Source organism: Micromonospora fulviviridis (assembly GCF_014648395.1).
Taxonomy (GTDB): Bacteria; Actinomycetota; Actinomycetes; order Mycobacteriales; family Micromonosporaceae; genus Micromonospora; species Micromonospora fulviviridis.
The window spans coordinates 40,560-52,711 of record NZ_BMRA01000001.1 but is presented as its reverse complement, the minus strand read 5'-3'; the positions used below and the strand labels follow the sequence as shown (position 1 = coordinate 52,711).

The following is a 12,152-nucleotide window of genomic DNA, read 5'->3' as shown; positions in this document are numbered from 1 at the left end:
CGTTTCCGAGGAGACACCACCGATGCGTACCACTCGATTCGTCGTGCCCGCCGCTGCCGGGGTGCTCGCCGTCGCCGGGCTCGCCGGTTGCGGGGGCGGTGACGACTCCGACGCCAAGGCCGACGGCCCGATCGCCGTCAAGGCCACCGACAGCGCCTGCGAGGTCGGCGCCACCGAGATCGTGGCCGGGCAGGTGACCTTCAAGGTGACCAACTCCGGGTCCAAGGTCAACGAGTTCTACGTCTACGCCGCTGGCGACCGGGTCATGGGCGAGGTGGAGAACATCGCCCCCGGCCTGAGCCGCGAGCTCCGCGTCGAACTGCCCGCCGGCACGTACGAGACCGCCTGCAAGCCCGGCATGAGCGGCCGCGGCATCCGGGGCGCCCTGAAGGTCAGCGGCACCGCCGCGACCGTCGCGCCCGACGCCGCGCTCGGCCAGGCCACCGCCAGCTACCAGCGCTACGTGCAGAGCCAGACCGCCGCGCTGCTCACCAAGACCGAGGAGTTCGTGGCCGCGGTCAAGGCCAACGACGTGGCCCGGGCCAAGGACCTGTACCCGGTGGCCCGCACCTACTGGGAGCGGATCGAGCCGGTCGCGGAGAGCTTCGGCGACCTCGACCCGAAGATCGACGGCCGTGAGGAGGTCGTCGAGGAGGGCATGCCGTTCACCGGCTTCCACCGGATCGAGAAGGACCTGTGGACCACCGGCGACGTCAGCAAGGACGGCGCCATCGCCGACCAGCTCCTCGTCGACGTCAAGGCGATCGTGGCCAAGGCCAACGCCGAGAAGCTCACCCCGCTCCAGCTCGCCAACGGCGCCAAGGCGCTCCTCGACGAGGTCGCCAGCGGCAAGATCACCGGCGAGGAGGAGCGGTACTCGCACACCGACCTCTGGGACTTCAACGCCAACCTGGAGGGCTCGAAGGCGGCCATCGCCGCGCTGCGCCCCGCCCTGGAGCAGCGCTCGCCCGACCTCGTCAAGCAGCTCGACACCGAGTTCGCCAACGTCGAGGCCATGCTCGGCAAGCACCGCGCCGGTGACGGCTGGAAGCTGCACACCCAGCTCAGCAAGACCGAGCTCAAGGAACTCTCGGACAGCATCAACGCCCTGGCCGAGCCGATCAGCAAGGTTGCCGCGGTCGTCGCCCGATGACGACCGGATCCGGAGGTGACGTGATGAGCGAGCCGAACACCGACGAGACGACCCGCGGGACCGGGGTGTCCCGGCGCCGGGCCATCACCCTGGCCGGGGCCGGCGTGGCCGGTGTCGCCGGGGTGGCGGTCGGCGCGGGCGCGCTGCTCGGCGGCGGCGACCAGGCGTCGGCCACCGAGACGGCCGCCGGCGCGGTCCCGTTCCACGGCGAGCACCAGGCCGGCATCACCACCCCGGCCCAGGACCGGCTGCACTTCGTCGCGTTCGACGTGATCACCAAGGACCGGGCCCGGCTGGTCGCGCTGCTCCAGGAATGGACCGCAGCCGCGGCCCGGATGACCGCCGGCAAGGACGCCGGGCTCATCGGCGCGGTCGGCGGCGTGCCGGAGGCCCCGCCGGACGACACCGGCGAGGCGCTCGGGCTGCCCCCGTCGCAGCTCACCATCACCGTCGGCTTCGGCCCGACGCTGTTCCGCGACGCCCAGGGCCGGGATCGGTTCGGCATCGCCGACAAGCGGCCCGCCGCCCTGGCCGACCTGCCCCACTTCGCCGGGGACGCGCTCAAGCCGGAACTGTCCGGCGGCGACATCTGCGTCCAGGCGTGCGCCAACGACCCGCAGGTCGCGGTGCACGCCATCCGCAACCTGGCCCGGATCGGCATGGGCGTGGTCAGCGTCCGCTGGTCCCAGCTCGGCTTCGGGCGTACCTCGTCGACGTCGCGGGGGCAGGCCACCCCGCGCAACCTGTTCGGCTTCAAGGACGGCACCGCCAACCTCAAGGCCGAGGACGCCGACCTGCTCCGCGAGCAGCTCTGGGCCCAGCCCGGCGACGGCCCGGCCTGGATGGCCGGCGGCTCCTACCTGGTCACCCGGAAGATCCGGATGCTGATCGAGACCTGGGACCGCAGCCCGCTGGCCGAGCAGGAGATGATCGTCGGCCGCACCAAGGGCAGCGGCGCGCCGCTCGGCAAGCGCGCCGAGTTCGACGAGCCGGACTTCGCCGTCAAGGGCGACGACGGCGAGCTGGTGATCGCCGAGACCGCGCACGTCCGGCTCGCCCACCCGGACCAGAACGACGGCGCCCGCCTGCTGCGCCGCGGCTACAACTTCGTGGACGGCTCGGACGGGCTGGGCCGGCTCGACGCCGGGCTCTTCTTCATCGCCTACCAGCGGGACCCGCGCAAGCAGTTCGTGCCGATCCAGACCCGGCTGGCCCGCAACGACGCCATGAACGAATACCTGCGGCACATGTCCAGCGGCCTGTTCGCCTGCCCGCCCGGCGTCCGCGACGCCGGCGACTGGTGGGGCCGGGCGCTCTTCTCCTGACCGGGTCAGCGCCTCGCGTCGACCGAGGTGGGCTGTCCGCGTACCGGATCGGGCCGGGACGGCACGGCGGGCCGCAGCGCGGTCGGGGCCGGCGCGGCCACGGGCGCGGGCGCCAGCTCCGGCCACAAGGTGGCGGTGACCGCCCGGGCCCGGCCCAGCCGGTACGCGGCCCGTCGTCCCCGCTCGGCCAGCACGGCGGCCAGGTACGCCGGCTCGGGCGCGGCCCACGGCGGGGGCGGCGAGGTGACCGCCGCGACCTCGGCCCACAGCTCCCGGCCCAGCCGGCTCCGGTCCGGCCCGGCGAGCTGGTGCAACCGGCCCAGGTACTGCCGGACGGCCAGCGCCAACCCGTCGTCCACCCGGGTCAGGTCGAGGGTGGCCGCCCAGCCGAGCAGCGGCGGCACGGGTGGCGGGACCGGCCGCCACACCCCGGCGCCCCGGGTGTGCACGACCAGCGTGCCGGCGACGAGGTCGCCGAGCCGCCGGCCGCGCGGGTCGGTCAGCATCACCGTCACGCTCGCGGCCCAGCTCAGCAGCGGCAGCACCAGCCCCGGCCACTCCACGGCCACGCCCACCAGCGCCCGGGTCAGCGACTGGCCGACCCCGACCGGGCCGCCGTCGGCGCGGACCACCCGCAGCCCCACGGCCAGCTTGCCCAGCGTCCGGCCGCCCGCGAAGCGCTCCATGAGCACCGGGTAGCCGACCAGCACCAGCACCAGCACCACGAGCTGCAGGGCGCCCGCCAGCGCGGCGTCCATGAGGTCGCGCGGCAGGCTGACCACCAGCACCGACAGCCCCGCGCCGAGCAGCAGCGCCACCACGAGCTGGGCCACCAGGTCGATCAGCAGGGCGAGCACCCGGGAGCCCAGCCGGGCCGCCCGGACGTCCAGCTCCACCGCCTCGCCGCTGACCAGACCGGCGTCGGCCCACCGGGCCGGTGGGGGAGGTTGCGCGCGCACCCCGACAGTGAACACTATGTGCGCCGGACGGGGGAGGACGAGTGGATCTCGACGCGTACGTGGCCGAGCACGGCGCCGAGTGGCGGCGGCTGGAGCAGTTGACCGGCCGGCGGAAGCTGGACGCGGCCGAGGTGGACGAGCTGGTCGGCCTCTACCAGCGCGCCGCCACCCACCTCTCCGCGCTGCGCAGCCGGGCCCCCGAACCGGCCCTGGTCGGCCGCCTCTCCCACCTGGTGCTCGCGGCCCGGGCCCGGATCACCGGCCGCCCCCGGCCCTCCTGGGCGGCGGTGGGCCGGTTCCTCCTCGCCGACCTGCCGGCCGCCCTCTACCGGGCCTGGCCCTGGTGGTGCGCGGTGGCCACCGGGTTCAGCGCGCTCACCGCCTTCCTCATCTGGTTCGTCGCGGGCCACCCGGACACCGCCGCCGCGTTCATCGGCGCCGAGGCGGCCCGGCAACTCGTCGACTCCGGCTTCGCCGGCTACTACACCGAGTTCACGGCGCCCACCTTCGCGTTCCACCTGTGGACGCACAACGCCTGGCTGGCCGCGCAGTGCCTGGCCGCCGGGGTGCTGGTGGTGCCGGTGGTCTGGCTGCTCTGGCAGAACGCGCTCAACATCGGCGTGGTGGGCGGCGTGATGATCTCGTACGGCCGGGCCGACGTGTTCTTCGGCATGATCACCCCGCACGGGCTGCTCGAACTCACCGGCATCTACGTCGCGGCCGGGGTCGGGCTGCGTACCGCGTGGGCCTGGATCGCCCCGCCGGCGCACCTGAGCCGGGGCCGGGCCGTCGCCGAGGCGGGCCGCTCGGCCATCGTGGTCGCCGCCGGCCTGGTCGGCCTCTTCGCGGTCTCCGCGCTGCTGGAGGCGTTCGTGACCCCGGCGCCGCTGCCGGTCGCCGTCCGGGTCGGGATCGGCGCCACCGTCTGGCTGGCCTTCCTGGCGTACGCGCTGCTCCTCGGCGGGCGGGCGGTCAGAGCTGGCCGAGGGACTTGAGCCGCAGGTAGGTGTCGGCGACCGCCGGGGCGAGCCGGTCGGCCGGGGCGTCCACCACGGTCACCCCGTGTCGGGACAGCGCGGCCCGGACCCGGTCCCGCTCGGCCAGGGCCCGCCAGGCCGCAGCCGCGGCGTACGCGTCGTCGGGCCCGGTCGGCGGGGCGGTGGTGAGCCCGGCCAGCACCGGGTCGTGGGTGGCCGCGAGCACCACCCGGTGCCGGGCGGCCAGCCGGGGCAGCACGGGCAGCAGCCCCTCGCCGAGCGCGCCCGCCTCCAGGGCGGTGAAGAGCACCACGAGGCTGCGCTGCCGTTCCCGGCGCAGCACCTCCCCGGCGATCAGCTCGAAGTCGGTCTCCACCAGCGCCGGCTGGAGCGGGGCGACCGCGTCCACCAGCCGGGCGAGCAGCGCGGGCCGGCCGCTGCCGGTCACCCGGGCCCGGACGGCGGTGTCGGCGGCGAGCAGGTCGACCCGGTCGCCGGCCCGGGCGGCCAGCGCGGTGAGCAGCAGCGCCGCATCGATCGCGGTGTCCAGCCGGGGCTCGTCGCCGAGCCGGACCGCCGAGGTGCGGCCGGTGTCCAGCACGCAGACCAGCCGTCGGTCCCGTTCCGGCCGCCAGGTGCGCACCAGCACGTCGGAGCGGCGGGCGCTGGCCCGCCAGTCGATCGAGCGCACGTCGTCGCCGACCACGTACTCGCGGAGGGTGTCGAACTCGGTTCCGTGGCCCCGCCCGCGGGTGACCTGGACGCCGTCGATGATCCGCAACCGGGCCAGCTTCTCCGGCAGGTGCCGCCGGGAGTCGAAGCGGGGCAGCACGCGCAGCGTCCACGGTGGCGTGGCCGGGTGGCCGGCGCGCTGCCGGAACGCCAGCCGCAACGGCCCGAGCGAGCGTACGGTCAGCGCCACCGCGGGCCGGTCGCCGCGCCGGGCCGGGGTGAGCCGGACCGGCAGGGCGGCCGTGCCGCCCGGCCCGACGGTGAGCACCCGCCCGGTGGGGACGTCGGGCCGCGCACCGGCCGACGGCACCCAGGCGTCGCGTACCTGGGCGCGCAGCGTCCGGGCGGAGGCGTTGGCCAGGTGCAGGGTGACCGTGGCGGTGCCGCCGAGCCGGACCGCCCGGTCGCCGGCACGGGTGGCGGTGATCCCGTGCAGCGGCGCCGCGAGGGTCCAGTCGAGGGCGACCAGCAGCAGCACCGCCGCGGTCAGCACGGCGACGCCGAGGAACGGCGCCGGCCAGGCCGGCAGGGTCGCCGCGCTCGCGGCGAGCAGCAGACCCGCCCGCCAGGTCATCGCGGCGTCGGCACGGTGGCCAGCACCGCGTCCAGCACGGCGTCCACGGTCACGCCCTCCAGCTCCACCTCCGGGCGCAGCCGGAGCCGGTGCCGCAGGGTGGGCCGGGCGACCGCCTTCACGTCGTCCGGGGTGACGTGGTCCCGGCCGGCCAGCCAGGACCACGCCTTGGCGGTGCTCAGCAGGGCGGTGGCGCCCCGGGGCGAGGCGCCCAGCTCCAGCGCCGGGGCGACCCGGGTGGCCCGGCACAGGTCCACGATGTAGCCGAGCACCGGTTCGGCCACGTGCACCGCGCGCACCGCCGCCCGGGCGGCGGCCAGGTCGGCCGCGGTGGCCACCGGGCGTACGCCGGCGGCGCGCAGGTCGCGCGGGTCGAAGCCGGCGTGGTGCGCCCGGAGCACCCCCAGCTCCTCGTCCCGCTCCGGCAGCGGCACGGTCAGCTTGAGCAGGAACCGGTCCAACTGCGCCTCCGGCAGCGGGTAGGTGCCCTCGTACTCGACGGGGTTCTGGGTGGCCGCCACGATGAACGGGTCGGGCAGCGGGCGGCGCTCGCCCTCGACGGAGACCTGCCGCTCCTCCATGACCTCCAGCAGCGCCGACTGGGTCTTCGGCGGGGTGCGGTTGATCTCGTCGGCGAGGAGCAGGTTGGTGAAGACCGGCCCCTCGCGGAAGGTGAAGGCGGCGGTGCGCGGGTCGAAGATCAGCGACCCGGTGACGTCGCCGGGCATCAGGTCGGGGGTGAACTGCACCCGCTTGGACTCCAGGTCCAGCGCGCCGGCCACGGTCCGCACCAGCAGGGTCTTGGCCACCCCGGGCACGCCCTCCAGCAGTACGTGCCCCCGGCAGAGCAGCGCGATGACCAGGCCGGTGACCACGGCGTCCTGCCCGACGACGGCCTTCGCCACCTCGGCTCGCAGCCGGTGCAGGGCGGCGCGGGCGTCGGGCTGGGCGGCGGGCGACGCGGCGGCGATGACGGGTCCGGTCACCGGGGATCTCCTTCGGTCGGGTGGGGGGCCAGGGTACGGGTCAGGGCGTCCAGCTCGCGGGCCAGCTCCAGCAGCTCCCGGTCGTCCTCCGGGGCGGCGCCGTGCAGTAGCTCGGCCACCCGCTCCGGGTCGGCCCCGGCGTGCGCGGCGACCCGGGCGGCCACCTCGTCGGGCGGCGTGTCCGCGGGCAGGTTGAGCCGGGGCAGCAGCCGGTCGAGCGCGGCGGCGCGCAGTGTCGCGGCGGCGGTGTCCCGGGCGCCGGCCCGGCGGTAGAGCCGGGCCCGGCCGAGCACCGTCTCGGCGGACTGGACGGTCACCGGCAGCGGCTCCGGCACGGGCGGGCCGAGCCGGCGCGCCCGCCAGAGCACCAGCAGCAGCCCGGCCACGGCGAGCTGCGCCAGCACCGCCCAGAACCAGGGCGGGAAGGCGTCCCAGAGTGGGTTGTGCCAGTTCGGCGGCGGGTCCGCCCGGTCGTCCGCGCGCTCGCCGCTGCGCCGGGGCAGCGGGGTCCCGTCGCCGTCCGGGGTCGGCGACAGGCTCGGCCCGGTCGGGGCCGGCTCGGGGCCGGGCAGGTCGAGCCAGACCAGGGGGCGATTCGCGCCGAGCAGGCCGGTGGCGAGGCTCCGGTTGCCCCACTCGTCGATCCGGTCGTTGCGGAACGGGTCGCTGGCCCCGATCACGACCACCTCGGCGCCCCAGGAGATCCGGTGCAGCGCGCCGGCGTAGCACCGGTCGGCGGGGGACGGCCCGGCGTACCGCTGGTGGTCGACGGCGGCGGTGCCGGCGCGGAGCGCCTCGGGCAGCCGGCACGACGGCCCGTCGGCGTCCGGCGGCACGGCCCGGGTGGCCCACCGGCGGTCGGTCGGTTCCAGCGGCAGGGCCAGGCCGGTCAGCACCCGGCGGGACGGTTCGACCAGCACCAGCCGGCTGCCGCCGGGCAGCACGGTCAGGGCGGCCAGGGTGTGGGGGTGCACCAGCTCGGGGGCGGGCACGAAGAGGGTGACCGGACCGGGCCCGGCGGCCCGCAGGGCCTCCCGCACATCGGTCTCCCGGCGGATCGGCACGCCCTGCTCGCGCAGCGCCTCGGCCAGCCGGCTGCCCCCGTCGTCGCCGGTGGCGACCGGGGACAGGAAGCCCCGGTCGGTCGGGTCGGGCTGGTCCACGGCGTGCAGGACCAGGGTGGTCACGATCAGCAGCACGGCCAGCCCGGGCGGGACCAGCATCCGGTGCCACCGGCGGCGGGGCGCGGGCGGGGCCGCCGGACGGACCGGGTCGAGGGTGGCGGTCACCGGTGGTCCCCCTCGGCGGCCAGCTCGCGGCGCAGGTCGGCGGCGAGGTCACGCATCCGGTGGTCGTGGGCGGCGGTGGCCGGACGCTGGGCGTACCAGAGGTCGGAGAAGATCGTCCCGGCGGCGTGCAGGGTGGGCCGCACGCCGGGCCGGACCCGCCCGACGGCCGCGGTCAGCTCGGTGACGGTCAGCCCGGGGCGGGGCTCCACCAGTTGCCGCGCCACCAGGAGGCGGACCATCTCGCGCAGCCGTTCCCGGACCGCCTCGGCGTACCGGCCCTCGGCGGCGAGCCGGTCGGCGAGGCCGACGTGGGCGGCCGGCGCCGACCCGGGCGACCGGGGCGCGGGGACCGGCACCGCCGGCGTGTCCGGCCGGGCCCGGCGACGCCGCCGGGGCAACCGCAGCCTCGGCCGCCGCAGTCGGGGCAGGCGCAGCCGGGGCAGCCGGAACCGGGGCAGGCGGAGCCGAGGGAGCCGGGGCCGGCCGACGCGGGGCAGCCGGCGGGGCACCCAGGCCGGGAAGAAGTACCAGGCCAGCGCGACCAGCAGCGCCCCGGCCAGCAGGAGCAGGGCGGCCAGCGGCAGTGGTACTGCGTCGCCCAGCGCGGCGACCGCCTCGGTCCACCACCGGCTCATCTCGGCACCGCCAGCAGGACGGGCTCCGGGGTGCCGGCCGGCGCCCGGGAGAGCCGGATGTCCAGCCCCTCCGTGCGCATCCGGGTCTCCAGGTGCAGCACGGCGTCGAGGCAGGCCAGCGCCGGGTACGCGACCGCGTCGACCGCCACCCAGGCGACGGTGGCGACCGGCAGCGCCCAGGCGGAGACGTCGAAGAGGCCCAGCAGGCCGAGGCCGTGGTAGACGCCCAGCCCGATGCCGAGCCGGATCAGCCACCAGCCCAGGTAGCCGAGCAGCCGGATCGCGGCGGCCCGCCCGCCGACCCGGACCGCCAGCCGCAGCGCCCGCCCCGGTGCCCGGTACGCCGCCACCCGGTCCACCACGAGCACCGGCACCACGGCCCCGAGCAGCCCGTACGCGACGAACCAGGCCGGCCCGGCCAGCCCGGCGAGCAGGACGGTCGACCCGACCGCGGCCCCGGCCAGCAGGGTGGCCCCCCAGCGGGCGCCGTGCAGCAGCTCGCGTGCCCCGGTGCGGCGGCCCAGCAGAGCGGCCCCGGCGCCCCGGGCGGCCGGGTTGCCGAGCAGCGCGATGATCATGGCCTCGGTGCCGGCGCCGAGCGCGAGCAGGAGCCAGTACCAGCCGAGCCGGTCCGGGTCGAACCACCACTCGGGCGGCCGGGCGTCGGCCAGCACCCGCAACGGGTGCAGCAGGGCCTGCTCGCCGAGGGCCAGCAGGAGGGCGAGCGGGACGAGCACCCGGGCCTGGTTGCGCAGCAGCAGGACGGCCGAGTCGAGCAGCTCGCCGACCGTCAGCGGGCGACGCGGGAGCACCGCGGTCGGGCCGACGTCGGGCACGGGTACTCCTGGCGAGCGGGTCGAGGTGGCGGGCGGCGACACGCCCGAGGGATCATGGTTGCACGGCGCGTCCGCGTCCGGTGGACCCGTCCGCCACGGCGCGCCACGCAGGCGGCCACGCCGTCAGCTGTGGTGCCGGACCGCCCTCGGCGCTACGGTGCCGTGAAGACGGCGAACCCTTCGAGCGAACGGGGATGGAACGATAAACCCCATGAGAGCCCGGGTACTGGTGGTCGACGACGACCCCGCACTCGCCGAGATGCTCGGCATCGTCCTGCGCAGCGAGGGCTTCGTGCCCTCCTTCGTCGCGGACGGAGAACGGGCACTGGCCGCGTTCCGTGACAGTCGGCCCGACATCGTCCTGCTCGACCTGATGCTGCCCGGCATGAGCGGCATCGACGTGGCCCGGGCCATCCGGGGCGAGTCCGGCGTGCCGATCGTGATGCTGACCGCCAAGAGCGACACGGTCGACGTGGTGCTCGGGCTGGAGTCCGGGGCCGACGACTACGTGGTCAAGCCGTTCAAGCCCAAGGAGCTGGTGGCCCGGATGCGGGCCCGGCTGCGCCGGGGCGAGGACGTGGCGCCGGAGCTGCTCACCATCGGCCCGCCCGGCAACCAGATCACCATCGACGTGCCCGCGCACACGGTCAGCCGGGACGGCGAGGAGGTGAAGCTGACGCCGCTGGAGTTCGACCTGCTGGTCGCGCTCGCCCGCAAGCCGCGCCAGGTCTTCACCCGGGAGGTGCTGCTGGAGCAGGTCTGGGGCTACCGGCACGCCGCCGACACCCGCCTGGTCAACGTGCACGTGCAGCGGCTGCGCGCCAAGATCGAGCCGGATCCGGAGCGACCCGAAATCATCCTCACCGTGCGAGGCGTGGGCTACAAGGCGGGCACCGGATAGCCTGGTCATCACTGTGGTGACCTCCCCGCCCCCCGACTCGCCGACCGCCGCGCCCCGCCGGCTCCCCGCCGCGCGGGCGCTGTGGCGTGTCCTGGCCGGCCGTACGGCCCGGCTCGCCGCCGGCGTCCACCAGACCTGGCGGCGCTCGCTCCAGGTCCGTGTGGTCTCCATCACACTGGTGGCGTCCAGCCTGCTGGTGGGCGGGTTCGCGTACCTGATCGCCGACAAGCTCACCAACATCCTGCTGGAGAACGCCGAGACCGACGTCCTGCTGCGGCTGCAGAACGGCAGCGACTACGCCTCGAAGCAGTTCAACCTCTACAGCCAGCCGCAGGAGGCCCAGCTCCAGGACACCATCGACGGCACGGTCAACTACCTGGCCGGCGGTGACCCGGCGCAGACCAGTGGCGTGGTGGTGGCGATCACGGCCGACAACTTCGCCGGCTACATCGAGTCGCGCACCTCGCCCGACGTGCAGGTGCGTCCCTTGATCAGCCGGGAGCTGCGGGCCTCGGTGGCGGCCGGGAACGTCGCCCACCAGGTCCGCACCGGCACGCTCGACGGCCAGCGCACCAAATACCTCGTCTACGGCTCCCCGGTGCCGACCCGGTTCGGGCAGGTGGAGCTCTACTACCTCGTACCCCTGGCCCGGCAGGACGCCACGGCGGCGGACGCCCGGGCCACCGTGGTCGCCACCGGCGCGGCCCTGGTGCTGCTGCTCGGCCTGCTGGCCGCCCTGGTCACCCGCCTGGTGGTGACCCCGGTGCGGGTGGCCGCCCGGACCGCCCAGCGGCTCTCCGCCGGCCTGCTCGACCAGCGGATGGTGGTCAACGGCGAGGACGACCTGGCCCTGCTGGCGGCCTCGTTCAACCAGATGGCGACCAACCTGCAACGGCAGATCCTCCGGCTGGAGGAGATGTCCCGGCTGCAGCGCCGGTTCACCTCCGACGTCTCCCACGAGCTGCGGACCCCGCTGACCACGGTCCGGATGGCCGCCGACCTGATCTTCGCCGAGCGGGACGAGTTCGACCCGGCCGTGGCGCGCAGCGCCGAGCTGCTCCAGGCCGAGCTGGACCGGTTCGAGGAGCTCCTCACCGACCTGCTGGAGATCAGCCGTTTCGACGCCGGCTTCGCCATGCTCGACAGCGAGCCGACCGACCTGGTGCCGGTGGTGCACCGGGTGGCCGAGCGGCTGGCCGGGCTGGCCGAGCGGGTCGGGGTGGCCATCGAGCTGGACCTGCCGGACAGCCCGGTGATCGCCGAGGTGGACCCGCGCCGGGTCGAGCGGGTGCTGCGCAACCTGGTCGGCAACGCGGTCGAGCACGGCGAAGCCAAGCCCGTGCGGATCACCCTCGGCATGGACCAGAGCGCGGTGGCGATCACCGTGCGGGACCACGGCGTCGGGCTCAAGCCGGGTGAGGAGAAGCTGGTCTTCAACCGGTTCTGGCGGGCCGACCCGTCCCGGGCGCGGCAGACCGGCGGCACCGGGCTGGGCCTGTCGATCAGCCTGGAGGACGCCCGGCTGCACGGCGGCTGGCTGGAGGCGTGGGGCGCGCCCGGGCAGGGCGCCCAGTTCCGGCTGACCCTGCCGGTCCGGGCCGGCGACCGACTGACCACCTCGCCGCTGCGGCTCGTGCCGGCCGACGCCACCCTGCCGTTCGGCGGCCCGCGCGACGGCGGCCTGCTCGCCATCGGGCCGGGCACCGGCGCCGGGGCGCTGGCCGTCGGTCCGGCCGAGGGTACGGACCGGGCCGAGGTGGCACCGTGAGCGCGAGGAGTGAGCCG

11 protein-coding genes are annotated in these 12,152 nt (G+C 76.0%); 5 read left to right on the top strand and 6 right to left on the bottom strand.

Features of this window, described 5'->3' with window-relative positions; all coding sequences use genetic code 11:
- The first annotated feature begins 22 nt into the window (after window positions 1–22).
- Both efeO and efeB read left to right on the top strand, forming a co-directional pair.
- Window positions 23–1,153 carry an iron uptake system protein EfeO gene (gene efeO / locus IEY96_RS00245; RefSeq protein WP_189192774.1) on the top strand — a complete coding sequence of 377 codons (1,131 nt, stop codon included), beginning with the start codon at window positions 23–25 and terminating at the stop codon, window positions 1,151–1,153.
- 23 nt (window positions 1,154–1,176) lie between these two features.
- Window positions 1,177–2,478 carry an iron uptake transporter deferrochelatase/peroxidase subunit gene (gene efeB, locus IEY96_RS00240; RefSeq protein ID WP_229791326.1) on the top strand — a complete coding sequence of 434 codons (1,302 nt, stop codon included), beginning with the start codon at window positions 1,177–1,179 and terminating at the stop codon, window positions 2,476–2,478.
- Between the two features lie 5 nt (window positions 2,479–2,483).
- On the opposite strand, the gene IEY96_RS00235 is transcribed toward efeB, so the two are convergent.
- Window positions 2,484–3,437, bottom strand: coding sequence for an RDD family protein (locus IEY96_RS00235; RefSeq protein WP_229791325.1), 954 nt, complete (start codon window positions 3,435–3,437; stop codon window positions 2,484–2,486).
- A gap of 41 nt (window positions 3,438–3,478) precedes the next feature.
- Between IEY96_RS00235 and IEY96_RS00230 the strand changes: the two genes are divergently transcribed.
- Window positions 3,479–4,432, top strand: coding sequence for a stage II sporulation protein M (locus IEY96_RS00230; protein ID WP_189192772.1), 954 nt, complete (start codon window positions 3,479–3,481; stop codon window positions 4,430–4,432).
- On the opposite strand, the gene IEY96_RS00225 is transcribed toward IEY96_RS00230, so the two are convergent.
- The 5 genes from IEY96_RS00225 to IEY96_RS00205 are packed head-to-tail and all read right to left on the bottom strand — an operon-like array spanning window position 4,410 to window position 9,466.
- Complete coding sequence (locus tag IEY96_RS00225) at window positions 4,410–5,720, bottom strand: DUF58 domain-containing protein (RefSeq protein WP_189192771.1); 1,311 nt, start codon at window positions 5,718–5,720, stop codon at window positions 4,410–4,412. The two genes, IEY96_RS00230 and IEY96_RS00225, sit on opposite strands and share 23 nt — an antisense overlap.
- The gene (locus IEY96_RS00220) at window positions 5,717–6,691 is read right to left on the bottom strand and encodes an AAA family ATPase (protein WP_107079912.1); all 975 of its coding nucleotides are present in this window, start codon (window positions 6,689–6,691) and stop codon (window positions 5,717–5,719) included. Before IEY96_RS00220 ends, IEY96_RS00225 begins: the two co-directional genes overlap by 4 nt.
- A gap of 11 nt (window positions 6,692–6,702) precedes the next feature.
- Window positions 6,703–7,995, bottom strand: a complete 1,293-nt coding sequence (locus IEY96_RS00215; RefSeq protein WP_189192770.1) for a DUF4350 domain-containing protein — start codon at window positions 7,993–7,995, stop codon at window positions 6,703–6,705.
- Complete coding sequence (locus IEY96_RS00210; protein WP_189192769.1) at window positions 7,992–8,630, bottom strand: DUF4129 domain-containing protein; 639 nt, start codon at window positions 8,628–8,630, stop codon at window positions 7,992–7,994. The genes IEY96_RS00215 and IEY96_RS00210 overlap by 4 nt, the downstream gene beginning before the upstream one ends.
- Window positions 8,627–9,466: a hypothetical protein gene (locus IEY96_RS00205; RefSeq protein ID WP_189192768.1), complete on the bottom strand. Its 840-nt coding sequence runs from the start codon at window positions 9,464–9,466 to the stop codon at window positions 8,627–8,629. Before IEY96_RS00205 ends, IEY96_RS00210 begins: the two co-directional genes overlap by 4 nt.
- Window positions 9,467–9,677: 211 nt before the next feature.
- On the opposite strand from IEY96_RS00205, the gene mtrA reads away from it, so the two are divergent.
- Window positions 9,678–10,367, top strand: coding sequence for an MtrAB system response regulator MtrA (gene mtrA / locus IEY96_RS00200; protein ID WP_046564340.1), 690 nt, complete (start codon window positions 9,678–9,680; stop codon window positions 10,365–10,367).
- A 16-nt stretch (window positions 10,368–10,383) separates the two neighbouring features.
- Window positions 10,384–12,135 carry an MtrAB system histidine kinase MtrB gene (gene mtrB / locus IEY96_RS00195; protein ID WP_229791324.1) on the top strand — a complete coding sequence of 584 codons (1,752 nt, stop codon included), beginning with the start codon at window positions 10,384–10,386 and terminating at the stop codon, window positions 12,133–12,135.
- The last annotated feature ends 17 nt before the right edge of the window (window positions 12,136–12,152 follow it).